This window comes from Mesorhizobium sp. BR115XR7A (assembly GCF_020165315.1).
GTDB lineage: Bacteria > Pseudomonadota > Alphaproteobacteria > Rhizobiales > Rhizobiaceae > Mesorhizobium > Mesorhizobium australicum.
In genome coordinates this window covers 105,366-124,199 of sequence record NZ_JAIUHW010000010.1, presented here as the reverse complement: position 1 = coordinate 124,199, position 18,834 = coordinate 105,366, and the positions used below count along the sequence as shown (strand labels likewise).

Sequence of the window (18,834 nt, the reverse complement as noted above, 5' to 3'; positions counted from 1 at the left end):
GCTCATTCCTGTTGGTACATTTCGGCGATTGCTGCCGTGCCAAGCCTTGTCAGGCAAGCGGCGGCGGTTTCGCCCTGATGTCGTGCGCCGCGGATCATCGCCGCGACGCGGCTGAAGCCGCGCGCGGCGTCATAACCCGGCCTGTAGCCGGCAGGAAGGGCCTTTGCCGTCGCGTTCACGACAAGTCCGGCTCCATTTTCGCCGCCGACAATTGTGAGCGCTGCCGGGCCGGGATGCGCACAGCCCTTGGCGCAGCCGGAGACGTGCAGCGTGAAATCGAGGATGTCGGCGTTTTCGGTGGCGATCGCCTCGGCGATGTCGCGGGTCGCGATCCGGCCGGAGGCGCAGGCCGGGGCGCCGGGGCAAGCCGCGATGCGCGTGCGCGGGTCGGTGGGAGAGGTGACGAAGCCGAGGGTGGCGGCGGTATCTTGAAGGGATTGATTGGCTTCCGCCGGTTGACCGAGGAAAAGCAAGGCGCGGCCGGGGGCGAGGCGGATTTCTGACGTACCGAGGGCAAGAGCTTTTTGCGCGAGGCCGATGATCTTGTCCGCCGGCATGCTGCCGTAGGGGAGGCCGATGCCGAAGGCGAAAATGTCGCCGGCTAAGGAGAAAAGGCCGATAGGCTTGCGCGAGGCGCCCCCCTCTGTCCTGCCGGACATCTCCCCCTCTAGGGGGGAGATTGCGCTGTTGTCGCTGTGTTCGCCAATCTTCGACGTTGAAAGGGGAATGCCGGCGCTCAAGCTGCCGATCTCCCCCCGCGTGGGGGAGATGTCCGGCAGGACAGAGAGGGGCGCCGTAGAGTGCCAACCTGTGAGAGACGCCAACTGCCGCTCCGACAAATCCCGTGTGTGTGCGTCCGGACCTTTCTCAGCGACCATCCGAAGCGCCGCGACAGCAATGTCGCGCGCTGCACCTTCGCCAGCCGTCGCAAGTCGCTTCTCACTTTGGCGGTCACCGGCAACTGATATGGCCCAAAGGGTGCCAGCGCTGACCCCAACCGCCTTCAGCCTGACATCGGCCGTCACCCCATCCAGCGTCAGTTGCCCGCCGCCGTCGACGATCACCGAAACCTTCGGCCCGAGCCTTGTTGCCAGCCCGGCTTCTTCAACAGCTACCCGAATGCGCTCAGCCATCGGCCGGGGATCCGCAATCTCGTGTGGGTCGATACCCGCCAGCGGGCCGGTCTCGACCGGTACGCCGGTGCGCACCGCGATGCCCAGCGCATCGACCTCCGCCGCCAGCAACGCGGCACTTTCCGTTGTCAGCCCACGTATCTGCAAGCTCCCACGCGCTGTCACTTCCATGATGCCGTTGCCATGCCGCAACGCGGATTCGCCCAGCCCGATCAAAAGCTTCGGCGACAATCCTCCGGAAGATGGGCCTCCGGCGACCGGGTTGAGCCGCACCAGCAGGCCGTCGCCTGTCTGCATCGGCGCCGACAAAGCAGGGCAGGCGCCACGGCGCGAGAAGGCGTTCATGCCGCGACCCCGAGCGCGTTGGCCTCGGCGATCAGCGCGGCGAGATCGTCGTCGATGGAATTGCGCAAGGGATGCCAGAGGCCACGCCGGCGCGCCGACAAGAAGCGCTCGGCAATGACTTTGGCGGCTGCGGGATTTTCGCGCAGGATGAAGGCGCGGACGTCCGCGTCGCCAAGATAGGCATCGTGCACAGCCTCGATCAGCGAGCCTGAAATGGCATGGGTGGTCTCGGCGAAGCCGACCAGCCGGTCGACGGTTTCGGCGAATTCCGAGGCGCCGCGCGGACCGTGGCGCATCTGGCCCGATATGAAACGTGAATTGACCGCACGGGCGCGCACCACGCGTGACACCGCTTCGCCGACCGATCGCGGTTTCGGCTTTTGCGGATCGGTCGTATCGAGCACGATGACATCGGCGTTCCTGCCAAGTGTGGCCAAGGCGGCCGAGAAGCCGCCGACGAAAGCGACGTCGGCGGAGCCTTCGAGAATGTCGCGGCCGGGGTCGTCGCCGGTGTGGACGAGAAGATCGGCCTCGGCGATGCGGTCTTCAAACGCTCCAGGTGCCGAGACGCCTTCGCCGCCGGCACCGCCATAGGCATGCGAGGTCGCGTCGAGATAGGCGCGGCCGATCTCTTCGCGCGCCGTCCAGTCGCCGCTCGACAGCATGTCCTCGACGCCGGCGCCGTACGTGCCGGGCGAAGTGCCGAAGATACGTGGGCTGACCTTGCCGTCGGCGCGGGTTTTGGCGGCGAGCGGGTTTTCCGAATCGTCCTCGTCGCGCGCGGCAACGGCCTTGGCGGCGGCGTCGATCAGCGCGATCTGGGTCGGGAACATGTCGCGGAACAGACCTGATATACGCCAGGTGACGTCGACACGTGGGCGGCCGAGCGCCGCCGGGGGCAATACCTCGATGCTGGTGATGCGGCCGGTGGCAGTGTCCCATTGCGGCCGGCAGCCCATCAAGGCCAGTCCCTGCGCGACTTCCTCGCCGCCGGTGCGCAGCGAGGCCGAACCCCAGAGATCGATCACCAGCGAACGCGGCCAGTCGCCATGCGACTGCGTGTAGCCGCGCACCACTTCTTCCGCCCCGGCTTTGCCAAGATCATAGGCGGTCGGCGTCGGCATGGTGCGCGGATCCGAGGTGAACAGGTTGCGGCCAGTGGGCAAAACATCGGAACGACCACGCGCGGGTGCGCCGGCCGGGCCCGCCTTGACGTGACGGCCATCGAGCGCGGCGAGCAGGGAGGCCTTCTCGGTGTCCGCGCTTTGCCGGCGCCTGGAGTCTGGTTCGTCGTTTGGAACGCGGCCGTAGATGTGCAGCCCATCCTTGATGGCGAAATCCTTGAGGTCGCAGAGCCAGGCGTCGATGCGGCGCAGCGCTTCGTCGGGCGCGTCGGTCTTGGCGACGCCGGCTTCCGAGGCAAGGCCGGTCTTTTGCGCGGTTTCGACAATCAGCCTGGCGAGCCGGTCGCGGCGACGGCGGTCGAGCCCGTCGGCCTGGGCGTATTCGTCGACCAGCCGCTCGAGCTTGTGCTGGTCCTCGTCCAGCCCGGCGCCTGCCAGCGGCGGCGGCAAATGGCCAAGCGTGACGGCGGCAATGCGCCGTTTGGCCTGCGCTGCTTCGCCTGGGTTGGAAACGATGAACGGATAGATGACGGGTAATGCGCCGGTGACGATCTCGGGAAAGCAGGTTTGCGACAGCGCGACGGTTTTGCCGGGCAGCCATTCCAGCGTGCCGTGGGCGCCGACATGGACGAGAGCGTGGACGCCGAGCGATTTGCGCAGCCACAGGCCAAAGGCGATCAGGGCATGGCGCGGGGGGAGGGTCGGGTCGTGATAGTCGGCGCGGCGATCGGCCGAGCGGCCCCGGTCGGGGGCGAGGGCCACGGTGACATTGCCGAAATGCGCGGCGCGGAAGGGGAAGTGGTGTTTGCCTGATAGCGAAGGTGTGTGCGAGCGAAGACCTGTCTCATTTTCCGCTCTGCCCCACGCAGCCTTTACCGCAGCAATCGCCGATGTCGGCAACTCTTTCGAGAAGTCGAGATAGTCATTCAACCCCAGCCCATCACTGCCCCGCTCCAGCAAATCCAGCAATTCACGCGGCGTTTGCGGAATCCCGTCAATGGCATAGCCCTGTTCGCTCAAGTCGTGCAGCATGGCCAGCACGCTGGACGGCACGTCCAGCCCGACCGCATAGCCTGTGCGGCCGGGGGCACCGGGATAATCGGGAATGAGGATCGCGAGCTTGCGCTCCTCCCGCTTCGTTTCGCGCAGCCGGATGAAAGCCGCGACTCGACCCGCCACTTGCTCCACCCGATCCAGTTCCGGCCGGTTCGCCAACGCACGATGGCCAAGCGCCGGATCGATATCGCTCTCGGCCTTGAAGGAAATGGCGCCGGCGAGGATGCGGCCGTCGAGTTCGGGCAGCACGACATGCATGGCAAGGTCGGCGGGCGCCAGGCCGCGCTGGTTGTTTTCCCAGATGTCACGGCGCGTGGTGGCGACGATGACCTGGAAGACGGGCGCGCCGGCGCGGTCGAACAGGGTTTCGACGCCGGGCTCGGCGCCGGAAGCGAACGCGGTCGCGGTGACGATCGCGGCGGGTTTCAGCGATGCGATGGCATTTTCGACGAACGCCAGCGACACCGGATCCTTCAGACTGGAAACGAAGATCGGGACCGGTGCCAATCCCCTGGAGCGCAAAGCCTCGGCCAGCGCATCGATCGGGGCGACATCGGCGGCAAGCAGCATCGATCGGTAGAAGAGAATCGGGATAATGGGAGTGCCGCTATTGGAACCGGCCGGCTCCTCCGCGACCCCCAATCCAGCCTGATAGTAACCGGCCTTCGGCACCCTGACCGGGTTGGCGACGGGCGCATCCTGTCCAGCCAAGCCTGCCAGCCTGTGCACCAGCGCGCCCATATTGGCCGGGCCGCCCTCGTGGAAATAGCCGAGCAGGCCGTCCAGTTCGGCGCGCCGCAGCGTCGAGGCTTCGACCAGCCTAAGATCCTCGTCGTGGCTTTCGCCGGGAAGCAGCGCCAGTTTGATGCCGCGTTCGCGGGCAATCACCGCCAGTTGGTCGCAGCCATAGCGCCACCAGTCGTAGCCGCCGAGGATGCGCACCAGGATGATTTTGGCGTGGCGGGCGACGCTGTCTATCCAGAGGTCGACGGACATGGGATGGCGCAGGTCGCGCAGTGCGGCCAAGCGCATAGAGGGCAGGCGACCGGCATCGGCCTTCCACGCCGCAGCCAGTCCGGCGAGATCGCTGTCGGTGAAGGACAGGGCCACGATATCCGCTGGCGTCTGCCTGAGATCGACAGGCTCGGCGAGGTCGTCGAGCGAGGCGGAGGTCGTGGTGAGGATGTGCATCGTGGCCCGGGCCTGAAAATCAGCCGGCGAGGATACGTTCGATCGCCGGGCGGTTCAGCCCCTTGAGGCCAATAACGACGAGCCGCGAGCGGCGGTCGTCCCCAGCGGTCCAGGCGCGGTCATAGTAATGATTGACGCGCGGGCCGACGGCTTGCAGCAGGAGCCGCATAGGTTTGCCGCCGACCTCGACGAAGCCTTTCACGCGCAGCACGTTTTCCTGTTCGGCGGCCGCGGCGACGCGCTTTGCCAGCTCGTCGGGATTGGCGATCGAGGGAATGTCGACGATGAACGTGTCGAAGTCGTCATGCTCGTGATCGAATGCGCCGTCATGGTGGGACTTGCGGTTCTCGATGTCGTCCTCGACGGCGAGACCGAGCCCGAGCAGCACCGAGGGATCGACCTTGCCATGAGACGTCGGCACGATCTTCACGGCGCGGGCGGAGTGTTCGTTGACGATGGCCTTGGCGCGAGCCGAGCCGGCGGCGTCCATCAGGTCGCTCTTCGACAGGATGATTAGGTCGGCGCAGGCGATCTGGTCCTCGAACACTTCCTCGACCGGATCGTCATGGTCGAGGCTCTGGTCCTGCGCGCGCTGCGCCTGCAGGGCGTCCATGTCATTGGCGACGCGGCCTTCCGCCAGTGCGGGACCGTCGACCACGGCGATGACGCCATCGACCGTTACGCGGCTCTTCACCGTCGGCCACTGGAAAGCCTGGACCAGCGGTTTGGGCAGAGCGAGGCCCGAGGTTTCGATCAGGATATGGTCGACCTTCGGCGTCAGCGACAGGATCTTGTCGAGCGCCGGCACAAAATCGTCGGCCACGGTGCAGCAGATGCAGCCATTGGCCAGTTCGACGATGTTTTCCTCTGGGCAGGTGTCGATGCCGCATCCCTTGAGGATCTCGCCGTCGATGCCGATGTCGCCGAACTCGTTGACGATGATGGCGATCCGCTTGCCGCCGGCGTTTTCCAGGAGATGGCGGACCAGCGTCGTCTTGCCGGCGCCGAGGAAGCCGGTGACGACGGTGCAGGGAACGCGGGACAGAGATGTTGTCATGATCAATCTTTCAGCATGTCGAGGGGAGGGATGCGGGCAACGAGGCCGCGCTTGAGGCTATCGGGTCTGCCTCGCCAGGGAATGAGGCCGTCGTTCGAGGTGGCGAAGAGTTTCGCGCCGGTGACGAGATCGGCGCCGCTGGTCGTGGTTAGATCGCCGAACACATAGCTCCAGCAGCCGTCGCGCAGGACCGCGGCGCTCAGCCGGCGCTTGCAATTGCCGAGGCATTCGACCGTGCGGATGCGAATCTTCTCGCCCGAGGCGGCTTGGCGCGTATCTTCGGCCAAAAGTTCGCCGGCCCGGGGATGGGCATCGGAGCCGGTCTCGTCGCGACAGGAAGCGCAGACGATGACCGTGATGCCGGCCAGGGGATGATCCCCGCCGGACGAAATGTCGGTTGTTTCAGCCGAAAAACTGCTGTCGCGATCCACATCAGGCTCCTTGCCCGGAAAACCCGCCAGGCGATCGGATTCTTGCATTCCAGACGGCAGGTCTCCTGGCTCGCGGGTCATCGCCTTGGGTAGCCGCCTTCCCGGGACAATCCCAGTGGCTTTCGGCCTTGGCTCTTCGCTCACAGTTGCGGGGACAGCCGCGGATTTGGGATCTTCAATCCCGCACCGCATTCCCTCTTGGCTCCTCCCTTTGCCGAGAGGAGACCGTCTGGATGGGATTTAGGCTCTTGCGGGCAGCGGTGTCAACGCGAGCTTACGACACCGCGATGTCGGACAGCGCCGGGCCGAGGTCGCCGGCAGGTGTTATTTCCATGCGCTCGAGGCCAAGCCAGCCCTGCATCTGCTTCAATTCCTCGAAGAGCTGGGCTGCGGTTTCGGGCGGTGCGCCGGGCTCGGCGTAGGCGGCATGGACGCGCAGGACACTGGCCGGCCGGTCAGCCTTGAGGTCGACGCGCGCCACGATCCTGTCGCCGAGCAGGAAAGGCAGGACATAGTAGCCGTATTGGCGCTTGTCGGCCGGCGTGTAGATTTCGATGCGGTAATGGAAGTCGAACAGCCGCTCCGAGCGCGAACGCTCGAAGACGACCGGATCGAACGGCGCCAGCAGAGCGCGGGCCTCGATCTTGCGCGGGATACGGGCGCCCTTGTGAAGGTAAGCCGGCTTGTCCCAGCCCTCGACACGGACCGGCAGCAAGTCGCCGAGCTCGACCAGTTCCTCCAGCCGGCCTTTCATGTCGGCCGGCGAGAGTCGAAAATAATCGCGCAGGTCGCCTGATGTCGCCACGCCATGGGCACGGGCGGAAATGCGCAGCAATTCGCGGTGCGCGTCCTCAGGCGTCGGTACCGGCAGATCGAGGATCGCCTGCGGCAGCACGCGCTCCGGCAGGTCGTAAAAGCGCTCGAAGCCGCGCCGGTGCGCGGTGGTGATGCGCCCGGCCCAGAACAGCCATTCGAAGGCGTGCTTGGCATGGCTCCAACCCCACCAGCCACCGGAGCCTTTCTGGCCTTCGAGCGCCGAAGCGGCGATCGGCCCGCGCGCGACGACCTCGCGGTAGATCTCTTCTATATAGGCGGCGTGCTCGCGGCCCCATTTGGCCAGCCCCAGATACATTTCATCGCCTTGCTCAGCGCGCTGCATGCGCCAGCGCATCAGTGGGTAGGTCTCGACCGGCAGGAACGAGGCTTCATGCGCCCAATATTCGAAGACGGTGCGCTTGCGCGTTACGGCGGCGTTGTCGAGCAAAGCGAGGGGATAGGGGCCGAGACGCGAATAGAGCGGCATGTAATGAGCGCGCACCACCGCACTGACGGAATCGATCTGCAACAGGCCGGTGCGGGACAGAACGCGGGCGAAATGGCGGCGGTCCGGCGTGCCGGCGGGGCGGGGATCGAGAAATCCCTGGGCGGCGAGGGCGATGCGCCGGGCGGCGGCAAGCGAGATCTTTTCCTTCATGCGTATGCGTCCCTGATGGACCTGTCTGGCGTCATTGCCCGGCGTGATTCCCGTCCATGCTAGCAGGGTTTTGGCGGCAACCCTGTCAGGAGAGAAAAGTGGAGTTAAAAGCGAAGGAAATCAAACAGGAGCGGATGGGACCAGTTTCTCCCGGAATGCCGTCCAGCTCGGTGTTTTGAACAAGGTTTGACTTGCTTCGCTGGAAGTGCTGCGCTAACCCTCGCCGCGTTGCAGCATAGGCCCCTTAAAACGGTTCAGCGGTTAATCTGTCACGCTTCCGCATTAAGGTTCGGTGCTGTAGTCAAAATGGATTGGCGCCAACGGAAAGCCGCTGCATGAACGCACTTCTCAGTTCGTACCTGCCCATCGTCCTGTTTATCGGCGTGGCACTGGTCGTCGGCCTGGCGCTGCTGGCGGCTCCGTTCCTGGTGGCGTATCGCAACCCCGATCCCGAAAAGCTTTCCGCCTACGAGTGCGGTTTCAACTCGTTCGACGATGCCCGCATGAAATTCGACATCCGCTTCTACCTGGTGTCGATCCTGTTCATTATATTCGACCTGGAAGTTGCCTTCCTCTTCCCCTGGGCAGTGTCCTTCTCGAAGATCGGCATGCTCGGTTTCTGGTCAATGATGGTGTTTTTGGCAGTGCTGACCATCGGCTTTGCCTATGAATGGAAAAAAGGAGCGCTGGAATGGGATTGAACGACAGTTCAGGCACCCTCGTCGCGCCGAAGCCCAAAGGTATTATCGACCCCAACACCGGCAGGCCGGTAGGGGAGGACGATCCCTTCTTCCTCGAAATCAACAATGAGCTTGCCGACAAGGGTTTTCTGGTCACCTCGACCGAGGCGCTGATCACCTGGGCGCGCAGCGGCTCGCTGATGTTCATGACCTTCGGTCTGGCTTGCTGCGCGGTCGAGATGATCCACACCTCGATGCCGCGCTACGATTCGGAGCGGTTCGGTGTCGCGCCGCGCGCGTCTCCGCGCCAGTCCGACATCATGATCGTCGCCGGCACGCTGACCAACAAGATGGCGCCGGCGCTACGCAAGGTCTACGACCAGATGCCGGAGCCGCGCTACGTCATCTCGATGGGCTCGTGCGCCAATGGCGGCGGCTACTATCACTATTCCTATTCGGTGGTACGCGGCTGCGACCGCGTCGTGCCGGTCGACATCTATGTGCCCGGCTGCCCGCCGAGCGCCGAAGCCCTGCTCTATGGCATTCTTCTGCTGCAGAAGAAGATCCGCCGCACCGGCACGATCGAACGGTAAATCCATGGCCGCCTCCTTAAGCGAACTGTCGACCTATCTCGGCGAGAAGCTGCCTGGCCGCTTCGGCGATGCGGTATTCGCCTATGGCGAGCTCACCGTTCACGTCGAGCCTCAAAACCTGATCGAGGTGATGACCTTCCTGCGCGACGATGCGCGCTGCCAGTTCATCTCGATCATCGATGTCTGCGGTGCCGACTACCCGTCGCGGGCCAAGCGCTTCGATGTCGTCTATCACCTGCTTTCGCCGAAGCAGAATGTGCGCATTCGCATCAAGGTGCAGGTCGACGAGGAAACGATGGTGCCTTCGATCACCGGCGTCTATCCTGGCGCCGACTGGTTCGAGCGCGAAACCTACGATCTCTATGGCGTGCTGTTCTCGGGCCACCCGGACCTGCGCCGCCTGCTGACGGACTACGGTTTCGAAGGCCATCCGCTGCGCAAGGATTTCCCGCTGACCGGTTTCGTCGAAGTGCGTTACGACGACGAAGCCAAGCGCGTCATCTACGAGCCGGTGGAACTGAAGCAGGAATTCCGCAATTTCGATTTTCTGTCCCCATGGGAAGGCACGGATTACGTGCTGCCAGGGGATGAGAAGGCAAAGCAGTAATGGCTGAAACCTCCGTCCGCAACTTTAACATCAATTTCGGCCCGCAGCACCCTGCGGCGCACGGCGTTTTGCGCCTCGTGCTGGAGTTGGACGGCGAAGTCGTCGACCGCGTCGATCCGCATATCGGGCTCTTGCATCGCGGTACGGAGAAGCTGATCGAGGCAAAAACCTATCTGCAGGCGCTGCCTTATCTCGACCGGCTCGATTATTGCGCGCCGATGAACCAGGAGCACGCCTTCGCGCTGGCCGCCGAGCGCCTGCTCGGCATCGAGGTGCCGAGGCGCGGCCAGCTGATCCGCGTGCTCTATTGCGAAATCGGCCGTATCATGTCGCACATCCTCAATGTGACGACGCAAGCCATGGACGTCGGCGCGCTGACGCCGCCGCTGTGGGGCTTCGTCGAGCGCGAAAAGCTGATGGTGTTCTATGAGCGCGCCTCCGGCTCGCGCATGCATGCGGCCTATTTCCGGCCCGGCGGCGTCCACCAGGACCTGCCGCGCCAGCTGGTCGAGGACATCGGCAAGTGGATCGACCCTTTCCTGAAATCGCTCGACGATCTCGACAGGCTGCTCACCGGCAACCGCATCTTCAAGCAGCGCAATGTCGACATCGGCATCGTCTCGCTGGAAGATGCCTGGGCCTGGGGCTTTTCGGGCGTCATGGTCCGTGGTTCGGGCTCGCCGTGGGACCTGCGCAAGTCGCAGCCCTATGAATGCTATTCGGAAATGGATTTCGACATTCCTATCGGCAAGAACGGCGACTGTTTCGACCGCTACCTGGTGCGCATGGAAGAAATGCGCCAATCGGCACGGATCATGCGCCAGTGCATCGATCTCCTGCTCGGCAAGGAAAGCACCGGGCCGGTGTCGAACCTCGACGGCAAGGTGGTGCCGCCCAAGCGCCAGGCGATGAAGCGTTCGATGGAAGCGCTCATCCATCACTTCAAGCTCTACACCGAGGGCTACCGCGTCCCGGCCGGCGAGGTCTATGCGGCGGTCGAGGCGCCAAAGGGAGAGTTCGGCGTCTACCTGGTCTCCGACGGCACCAACAAGCCCTACCGCTGCAAGCTGCGCGCACCCGGTTTCGCGCATCTGCAAGCCATGGATTTCCTCTGCCGCGGCCACATGCTGGCCGACGTCACAGCCGTCCTCGGCTCCCTCGACATCGTGTTTGGTGAGGTCGATCGCTAAATGTCAGTCCGCCGTCTCGCAGAAGCCAGCGTCCAGCCAGCCTCCTTCGCCTTCAACCGGGCGAATGCGGCAGCGGCGAAGCAATGGATCAAGAAGTATCCCAAGGGCCGCGAGCAGTCGGCGATCATTCCCCTGCTGATGATAGCGCAGGAGCAGGAAGGCTGGGTCACCAAGGCGGCGATCGAGACCATTTCCGACATGCTCGGCATGCCGCGTATCCGCGGCCTCGAGGTCGCGACGTTCTACACGCAGTACCAGTTGAACCCCGTCGGCACCCGTGCGCACATCCAGGTCTGCGGCACCACGCCCTGCATGCTGCGCGGCTCGGAAGCGCTGATGGATGTGTGCCGCTCGAAGATCCATCACGACCAATTCCACACCAACGACAAGGGCACCTTGTCGTGGGAGGAGGTCGAGTGCCTCGGCGCCTGCGTCAACGCGCCGATGGTCATGGTGTTCAAGGATACGTTCGAGGATCTGACACCGGAACGGCTGGCTGAAATCATCGATCTCTACGATGCGGGCAAGGGCGCCTCGGTGACGCCGGGACCGCAGAACGGCCGCACCGGCTCGGAGCCGGCCTCCGGCCTGACCACGTTGAAGAGCGAAAAGGCGATCCTCAAGTCGACTCGCGACCGTGAAGCCCGGGAAGCGGCCAAGGCCGCGAAGGCAGCGCCCGACGCGATCATCGCTGCGCCGGTGCCGGCACCGGCCGCCCCAGCTGCGCCTGGTCCGGTTGCTCCGTCGAAATCCAGCAGGCCGAAGACCGCCGCGCCAGAGACCAACCCGACGTTGAAGACGCCGTCGCCGGCCAAGGTCGCGCCGGTCACCGAGAACGCGGCCAGCGTTGCGCCACCCCTCCACTCGGCCGCCAACGCCAACAAGGCCGCTCCTGAAGTCGAGGCGACTCCAAAACAACGCAATGGGCCGAAGAACCGGGCCGAACCGGGCAGCGCCTTCAAGGCGCCGGAGACCAAGCAGCCTGCCGCCAAGCCGACCAAGAAGCCGGTCTGAGGGACGAAAAATGCTTCAGGACAAAGACCGCATCTTTACCAACATATACGGCCTCTTCGACAAGTCGCTGGCCGGCGCCATGGCGCGCGGCGCCTGGGACAACACGCCCGGCATCGTCGCCAAGGGGCGTGAGTGGATCGTCAACGAGATGAAGGCGTCGGGCCTGCGCGGCCGCGGCGGCGCCGGCTTCCCGACCGGGCTGAAATGGTCGTTCATGCCCAAGCAGAGCGACGGCCGGCCGAGCTATCTCGTCATCAACGCCGACGAATCCGAGCCCGGCACCTGCAAGGACCGCGACATCCTGCGCAACGATCCGCACACGCTGGTCGAGGGCGCGTTCCTGGCCGGCTTCGCCATGGGCGCGATTGCCGCCTACATCTATGTGCGCGGCGAGTTCATCCGCGAGCGCGAGGCGCTGCAGCGGGCGATCGAGGAGGCCTACGAGGCCAAGCTGATCGGCAAGAACAACACGTCGGGCTACGATTTTGAAATCTACATGCATCACGGCGCCGGCGCCTATATCTGCGGCGAGGAAACGGCGCTGCTGGAAAGCCTCGAAGGCAAGAAGGGCCAGCCCCGGCTGAAACCGCCATTCCCGGCCAATGTCGGCCTCTATGGCTGCCCGACCACTGTCAACAATGTCGAATCGATCGCGGTGGCGCCGACCATCCTGCGCCGGGGGGCTGCCTGGTTCTCGTCCTTCGGCCGGCCCAACAATGTCGGCACCAAGCTGTTCTGCGTTTCCGGCCACGTCAACAATCCGTGCACCGTCGAAGAGGCGATGTCGATCCCGTTCCGCGAGCTTATCGAGACCCATTGCGGCGGCATCCGCGGCGGCTGGGACAATCTGCTCGCCGTCATTCCGGGCGGCGCCTCGGTGCCACTGGTGCCGGCGGAGCAGATCATCGATACGCCGATGGATTTCGACGCGCTGCGCGATCTCAAGTCCGGTCTCGGCACGGCCGCCGTCATCGTCATGGACAAGTCGACCGATGTCGTGAAGGCGATCGCGCGGCTTTCCTACTTCTACAAGCATGAAAGCTGCGGCCAGTGCACGCCGTGCCGCGAGGGCACCGGCTGGATGTGGCGGGTGATGGAGCGGCTGGTGCGCGGCGAGGCTCAGAAGCGCGAGATCGACATGCTGCTCGACGTCACCAAGCAGGTCGAAGGCCACACGATCTGCGCGCTGGGCGATGCGGCGGCATGGCCGATCCAGGGCCTGATGCGGCATTTCCGCGGCGAGGTGGAGCGGCGCATCGACGAGTTTTCGCGCAACGCGCACCGGGCCGAACCGGTGATGGTGGCGGCGGAATAACAAGAAACTTTTGAACGCGGGAAGAAACGGGGCGGGGCGAACGAAGAAACGACCAGGAGAACTCTATGGCGCCGTATTCGACACCCTACCCATTGATGCCCAATTTGGACCAGATCGAGAAGATGAACCAGGACCTGACCAGGATGATGCCGAAGGAGATGGCCAGCGCCGTCAACCTTTTCGCGCACCCTGTCGCGGGTGCGGCGGCGATGTCGGCGCTTGGCATGGGGCTCGCCAATCATGCGTTCGGCGTCTGGATGGGCGCGCTTTCGGGGGCCGCCGAGGCATCACAACGCCTCATGCAGCCGCTGATCGAGGATTTCGAGGCCCGCGTCGAGCAATTCGAGGATGCGAACTCGTCGTCCATCAGGGCGCGGGCGACTGCGAAGACGATGATTGCCGAGGCGCAGTCCTTCGCCCAGGAAGTCACCGATATCGCAGCCAGGGAAGCCGCCACCATCGCGCCGGCCGCCAATGCCGCTCCGGCAACAAGCGAGACGGCGGATGTGCTGCTGCCGGAAGATTTCAGGCAGCCCAAGGCCATGGAGAAGCCGACGAGGCCGTCCGACCTCAAGGCTATATCGGGCATCGGCCCGAAGCTGGAAAAGGTGCTGAACGGCCTCGGTATCTGGACGTTTGCCCAGATCGCCGCATGGTCGCCGCAAGAGATTGCCTGGGTCGACGATTATCTGTCGTTCAAGGGCCGCATCGGCCGTGACGACTGGACTGCCCAGGCGGCGGCGCTGGCCGTGAAGAAGTGAATGAAATGTCGGGCGCTGCGTCTGTCGCGCCCGGAAAATGAGATTGCGGGAAATCCGCAGGGGTTTGAGGCGAATGGCAAAGCTCAAGGTCGACGGGAAAGAAATCACTGTACCCGACCATTACACGCTGCTGCAGGCGGCCGAGGACGCGGGCGCGGAAGTGCCGCGCTTCTGCTTCCATGAGCGGCTGTCGATCGCCGGCAATTGCCGCATGTGCCTGATCGAGGTGAAGGGCGGGCCGCCCAAGCCGCAGGCCTCCTGCGCCATGGGCGTGCGCGACCTGCGCCCCGGCCCGAACGGCGAGCCGCCGGAAATCTTCACCAACACGCCGATGGTCAAGAAGGCCCGGGAAGGCGTGATGGAATTCCTGCTGATCAACCATCCGCTGGACTGCCCGATCTGCGATCAGGGCGGCGAGTGCGACCTGCAGGACCAGGCGATGGCCTTCGGCGTCGATTCCTCGCGTTACCACGAGAACAAGCGCGCGGTGGAAGACAAGTATATCGGCCCGCTGGTCAAGACAGTGATGAACCGCTGCATCCACTGCACGCGCTGCGTCCGCTTCACCACCGAAGTTGCCGGCATTTCCGAACTCGGCCTGATCGGCCGCGGCGAGGATGCCGAGATCACCACCTATCTCGAACAGGCAATGACCTCGGAGTTGCAGGGCAACGTGATCGATCTCTGCCCGGTCGGCGCGCTGACCTCCAAGCCCTTCGCCTTCCAGGCGCGGCCGTGGGAGCTGACCAAGACCGAATCCATCGACGTGATGGATGCCGTCGGCTCGGCGATCCGCGTCGATAGCCGTGGGCGCGAAGTGATGCGCATCCTGCCGCGCGTCAACGAAGCCGTGAACGAGGAATGGATTTCCGACAAGACCCGCTTCATCTGGGACGGCCTGCGCACGCAGCGCCTCGATCGCCCCTATGTGCGCAAGGACGGCAGGCTGGTTCCGGCGAGCTGGGCCGAAGCGTTCGCGGCGATCAAGGGCGCGGTTTCGGCGGCGGCCCCCGACAAGATCGGCGCCATCGCGGGCGATCTCGCGGCGGTTGAGGAAATCTATGCGCTGAAGCTTCTGATGGCCTCGCTCGGTTCGAAGAACACCGATTGCCGCCAGGACGGCGCGGCGCTCGATCCGGCACTCGGACGCGCCAGCTATATCTTCAACCCGACCATCGAAGGCATCGAGCAGGCCGACGCGGTGCTGATCATCGGGGCCAATCCGCGCTTCGAGGCCTCGGTGCTCAACGCCCGCATCCGCAAGCGCTGGCGCCTCGGCAATCTGCCGGTCGGTGTCATCGGCGATGTCGGCGACACGCGCTATGACTACGAACAGCTGGGCGCCGGGCCGGATTCGCTGAAGGATCTGGCGGACGGCAACGGCAAGTTCTTCCAGACGCTGAAGAAGGCGACGCATCCCCTTATTATCGTCGGTCAGGGCGCTCTGGCGCGCGCCGATGGCGCGGCCGTGCTCGGCCAAGCGGCCAGGCTCGCCGCCGCCGTGAATGCCGCACGCGCCGACTGGAATGGCTTTGCCGTGCTGCACACCGCAGCGGCGCGCGTCGGCGGCCTGGACCTCGGCTTCGTGCCGGGCGAGGGCGGCAAGAACGTCGCCGGCATGCTGGGCGAGACGGATGTCCTGTTCCTGCTCGGCGCCGACGAGATCGACATGAGCAAGACCGGCGGCGCCTTCGTCGTCTATGTCGGCACGCACGGCGACGCCGGCGCGCATCGCGCCAATGTCATCCTGCCGGCGGCTGCCTATACCGAAAAGTCCGGCACCTACGTCAACACCGAAGGGCGCGTGCAGCAGACCAACCGCGCCGGCTTCGCGCCGGGCGACGCGCGCGAGGATTGGGCCATCTTGCGGGCGCTGTCCGACGTACTGGGCAAGAAACTGCCGTTCGATTCGCTGCCGCAGCTGCGCGCAAAGCTCTATGGCGAATACCCGCATCTGGCCCGCATCGACCAGGTCGCGGCCGGCAATGCCGAGGATATCGCCGGCGTGGCGAAGCTCGGCGGGCGGTTGAACAAGGGAACCTTCACCTCGCCGGTCAAGGATTTCTACCTGACCAACCCGATCGCGCGCGCATCGGCCGTGATGGCGGAATGCTCGGCACTGGCCAAGAGCGGCTTCAAGCAGGCGGCGGAATAAGCATGGACACCTTCTTCTCCTTCTACGTGCTGCCGGCGCTGCTGATCCTCTTGAAGTCAGTCGTGCTGATCGTGGTGCTGCTGATCTTCGTCGCCTACATCCTTTATGCCGACCGCAAGATCTGGGCGGCGGTGCAGCTTCGCCGTGGCCCGAATGTCGTCGGCCCCTGGGGCACGCTGCAGGCCTTCGCCGACCTGCTGAAATTCGTCTTCAAGGAACCGGTCATCCCGTCGGGCGCCAACAAGGGCGTCTTCCTGCTGGCGCCCCTTGTCTCCGCCGTGCTGGCGATCTCGGCTTGGGCGGTCATACCGGTCAGCCAGGGTTGGGCGATCGCCAACGTCAATGTCGGCATCCTCTATGTCTTCGCCATCTCCTCGCTCGAGGTCTATGGCGTGATCATGGGCGGCTGGGCGTCCAACTCGAAATATCCGTTTCTCGGCGCGTTGCGTTCGGCGGCGCAGATGGTGTCATACGAAGTTTCGATCGGCTTCGTCATCGTCACCGTGCTGCTCACCGCCGGCTCGCTCAACCTCAGCGATATCGTGCTGTCGCAGCAGGGTGGGCTTGGTACGCGGCTCGGCCTGCCCAACACGTTCCTCGACTGGAACTGGCTGGCGCTGTTCCCGATGTTCGTCATCTTCTTCATCTCGGCGTTGGCGGAGACGAACCGTCCGCCCTTCGATCTGGTCGAAGCCGAATCGGAGCTGGTCGCCGGCCACATGGTCGAATATTCGTCGACGCCGTTCCTTTTGTTCTTCCTCGGCGAGTATGTCGCGATCGTGCTGATGTGCGCGCTGGCCACCATCCTGTTCCTCGGCGGCTGGCTGCCTCCCTTCGACTTCGCGCCCTTCACCTGGGTGCCCGGCGTGATCTGGTTCGTGCTGAAGGTCTGTTTCGTGTTCTTCGGCATCTCGATGGTGAAGGCCTTCGTGCCGCGCTACCGCTACGACCAGCTGATGCGGCTGGGCTGGAAAGTGTTCCTGCCGATCTCGCTGTTCATGGTGGTCGCCACCGCCGCCTTCCTCAAGATCACGGGGTTTGCGTGATGTCCGCTTTGTCCCAGGCCGCAAAATCGCTGCTGCTGCAGGATTTCGTCAGCGCCTTCTTCCTGTCGATGCGCCAGTTCTTCGCGCCGAAGGAGACGATCAACTATCCGCACGAGAAGGGCCCGATCAGCCCGCGCTTTCGCGGCGAGCATGCGTTGCGCCGCTATCCCAATGGCGAGGAACGCTGCATCGCCTGCAAATTATGCGAGGCGATCTGCCCGGCGCAGGCGATCACCATCGAGGCCGGCCCTCGCCGCAATGACGGCACGCGCCGCACGGTGCGTTACGATATCGACATGGTGAAGTGCATCTATTGCGGCTTCTGCCAGGAAGCCTGCCCGGTCGACGCCATCGTCGAGGGGCCGAATTTCGAATTCGCGACGGAAACGCGCGAGGAACTCTACTACGACAAGGACAGGCTGCTGGCGAATGGCGACCGGTGGGAGCGCGAACTGGCGCGCAACATCTCACTGGACTCGCCCTATCGCTGACATCTGACGCATGGACGGGGGCGAGGGGCCTCGTCCAGGGGATGATCCCGAAAAGTTGCGGACTTTTCGGACAAGATCATCCTCCGGAAGGCAAAAGTGTCGCATGTTTCTTTTGATCAGGTATTTCAACCCGATCGGAACATGCGATAGGACACAACGAAACTTGCCGACCGGAGGCGGTCGCAAACATCAAACAGGACGAGCGTCCTGTTTGGACAGGAACCCGGGGGATCCCCAATGCTGAGTGGACTAGAGGCGGCCTTCTTCTACCTCTTCGCCTTTGTCGCCGTGGCGTCGGCGTTCATGGTCATTTCGTCGCGCAACCCCGTGCATTCGGTGCTGTTCCTGATCCTGACCTTCTTCAACGCCGCCGGCCTGTTCATGCTGACCGGCGCCGAGTTCCTGGCGATGATCCTGCTCGTCGTCTATGTCGGCGCGGTCCTGGTGCTGTTCCTGTTCGTCGTCATGATGCTCGACGTCGATTTCGCCGAATTGAAGAGCGGCGCCCTGCAATACGCGCCGATCGGCGCGCTGGTCGGGCTGATCCTGGCGGCGGAGCTGATCGTGGTGCTGGGCGGCTACACCTTCGCGCCGAAGCTCGCCTCGACAGTCGCAAAGCCCATCCCGGATCTCGCCGCGCGATCGAACACGGCGGCGCTCGGCGACATCCTCTATACCGACTACCTCTACTACTTCCAGATTTCGGGCCTCATCCTGCTGGTCGCCATGATCGGCGCCATCGTCTTGACGCTGCGCCACAAGGAAGGGGTCAAGCGGCAGTCGATCGCAGCCCAGGTCGGCCGCACCGCGGCGACCGGCATGGAAATCCGCAAGGTCAAGTCGGGCGAAGGAGTCTGAGATGGTCGTCGGCATCGCACATTATCTGACCGTATCGGCGATCCTGTTCACGCTCGGCGTGTTCGGCATCTTCCTCAACCGCCGCAACATCATCGTCATCTTGATGTCGATCGAGCTGATCCTGCTGGCGGTCAACATCAATTTCGTCGCCTTTTCGGCGGCGCTCGGCGATCTGGTCGGCCAGGTGTTCGCGCTGTTCGTGCTGACGGTCGCGGCGGCTGAAGCCGCCATCGGGCTTGCCATTCTCGTCGTCTTCTTCCGCAACCGCGGCTCGATCGCGGTCGAAGACGTGAACATGATGAAGGGTTGACGG

At 64.3% G+C, this 18,834-nt stretch carries 16 protein-coding genes, 1 pseudogene and 1 riboswitch; of the genes and pseudogenes, 12 read left to right on the top strand and 5 right to left on the bottom strand.

Features of this window, described 5'->3' with window-relative positions; all coding sequences use genetic code 11:
- Window positions 1-2 precede the first annotated feature (2 nt).
- The 5 genes from cobG to LB557_RS21540 all read right to left on the bottom strand — a co-directional run bounded on the left by cobG (window position 3) and on the right by LB557_RS21540 (window position 7,811).
- Entirely contained in the window at window positions 3-1,478 is a 1,476-nt protein-coding gene (gene cobG / locus LB557_RS21560; protein WP_224643860.1) for a precorrin-3B synthase, read from the bottom strand.
- A complete protein-coding gene (gene cobN / locus LB557_RS21555) occupies window positions 1,475-4,849 on the bottom strand; it encodes a cobaltochelatase subunit CobN (protein WP_224643861.1) in 3,375 nt (1,124 codons plus the stop codon). Before cobN ends, cobG begins: the two co-directional genes overlap by 4 nt.
- 19 nt (window positions 4,850-4,868) lie before the next feature.
- Window positions 4,869-5,906 (bottom strand): cobalamin biosynthesis protein CobW, encoded by a 1,038-nt coding sequence (cobW, locus tag LB557_RS21550; protein WP_140788695.1) that lies wholly within the window; start codon window positions 5,904-5,906, stop codon window positions 4,869-4,871.
- 2 nt (window positions 5,907-5,908) lie between these two features.
- A complete protein-coding gene (locus LB557_RS21545; RefSeq protein ID WP_224643862.1) occupies window positions 5,909-6,337 on the bottom strand; it encodes a DUF1636 family protein in 429 nt (142 codons plus the stop codon).
- Between the two features lie 37 nt (window positions 6,338-6,374).
- A riboswitch (cobalamin riboswitch) is annotated at window positions 6,375-6,582 on the bottom strand.
- Window positions 6,583-6,611: 29 nt separating this feature from the next.
- Complete coding sequence (locus LB557_RS21540; RefSeq protein ID WP_224643863.1) at window positions 6,612-7,811, bottom strand: winged helix-turn-helix domain-containing protein; 1,200 nt, start codon at window positions 7,809-7,811, stop codon at window positions 6,612-6,614.
- Window positions 7,812-8,146: 335 nt separating this feature from the next.
- Here LB557_RS21540 and LB557_RS21535 point away from each other — a divergent pair, with 335 nt between their 5' ends.
- From LB557_RS21535 to nuoK, 12 genes and pseudogenes are all read left to right on the top strand, one after another.
- Complete coding sequence (locus LB557_RS21535; RefSeq protein WP_010910112.1) at window positions 8,147-8,512, top strand: NADH-quinone oxidoreductase subunit A; 366 nt, start codon at window positions 8,147-8,149, stop codon at window positions 8,510-8,512.
- Window positions 8,503-9,084 carry a NuoB/complex I 20 kDa subunit family protein gene (locus tag LB557_RS21530; protein ID WP_015317338.1) on the top strand — a complete coding sequence of 194 codons (582 nt, stop codon included), beginning with the start codon at window positions 8,503-8,505 and terminating at the stop codon, window positions 9,082-9,084. The genes LB557_RS21535 and LB557_RS21530 overlap by 10 nt, the downstream gene beginning before the upstream one ends.
- A gap of 4 nt (window positions 9,085-9,088) precedes the next feature.
- Entirely contained in the window at window positions 9,089-9,691 is a 603-nt protein-coding gene (locus LB557_RS21525) for an NADH-quinone oxidoreductase subunit C (RefSeq protein ID WP_224643506.1), read from the top strand.
- Complete coding sequence (locus LB557_RS21520; protein WP_224643507.1) at window positions 9,691-10,881, top strand: NADH-quinone oxidoreductase subunit D; 1,191 nt, start codon at window positions 9,691-9,693, stop codon at window positions 10,879-10,881. The genes LB557_RS21525 and LB557_RS21520 overlap by 1 nt, the downstream gene beginning before the upstream one ends.
- Window positions 10,882-11,883: pseudogene (nuoE, locus tag LB557_RS21515) on the top strand (NADH-quinone oxidoreductase subunit NuoE); the annotation flags it as partial.
- 22 nt (window positions 11,884-11,905) lie between these two features.
- Window positions 11,906-13,210, top strand: coding sequence for an NADH-quinone oxidoreductase subunit NuoF (gene nuoF / locus LB557_RS21510; protein ID WP_015317342.1), 1,305 nt, complete (start codon window positions 11,906-11,908; stop codon window positions 13,208-13,210).
- A gap of 65 nt (window positions 13,211-13,275) precedes the next feature.
- Complete coding sequence (locus LB557_RS21505) at window positions 13,276-13,971, top strand: NADH-ubiquinone dehydrogenase (protein WP_224643509.1); 696 nt, start codon at window positions 13,276-13,278, stop codon at window positions 13,969-13,971.
- A 73-nt stretch (window positions 13,972-14,044) separates the two neighbouring features.
- On the top strand, window positions 14,045-16,126 hold the full coding sequence (gene nuoG, locus LB557_RS21500; RefSeq protein ID WP_140615823.1) for an NADH-quinone oxidoreductase subunit NuoG: 2,082 nt from the start codon (window positions 14,045-14,047) through the stop codon (window positions 16,124-16,126).
- 2 nt (window positions 16,127-16,128) lie between these two features.
- Window positions 16,129-17,172 carry an NADH-quinone oxidoreductase subunit NuoH gene (gene nuoH, locus LB557_RS21495; RefSeq protein ID WP_015317345.1) on the top strand — a complete coding sequence of 348 codons (1,044 nt, stop codon included), beginning with the start codon at window positions 16,129-16,131 and terminating at the stop codon, window positions 17,170-17,172.
- Window positions 17,172-17,663: an NADH-quinone oxidoreductase subunit NuoI gene (gene nuoI, locus LB557_RS21490; protein WP_015317346.1), complete on the top strand. Its 492-nt coding sequence runs from the start codon at window positions 17,172-17,174 to the stop codon at window positions 17,661-17,663. The genes nuoH and nuoI overlap by 1 nt, the downstream gene beginning before the upstream one ends.
- Before the next feature lie 237 nt (window positions 17,664-17,900).
- The gene (locus LB557_RS21485; RefSeq protein ID WP_015317347.1) at window positions 17,901-18,521 is read left to right on the top strand and encodes an NADH-quinone oxidoreductase subunit J; all 621 of its coding nucleotides are present in this window, start codon (window positions 17,901-17,903) and stop codon (window positions 18,519-18,521) included.
- A 1-nt stretch (window position 18,522) separates the two neighbouring features.
- Complete coding sequence (gene nuoK / locus LB557_RS21480; protein WP_023798863.1) at window positions 18,523-18,831, top strand: NADH-quinone oxidoreductase subunit NuoK; 309 nt, start codon at window positions 18,523-18,525, stop codon at window positions 18,829-18,831.
- Window positions 18,832-18,834 lie beyond the last annotated feature (3 nt).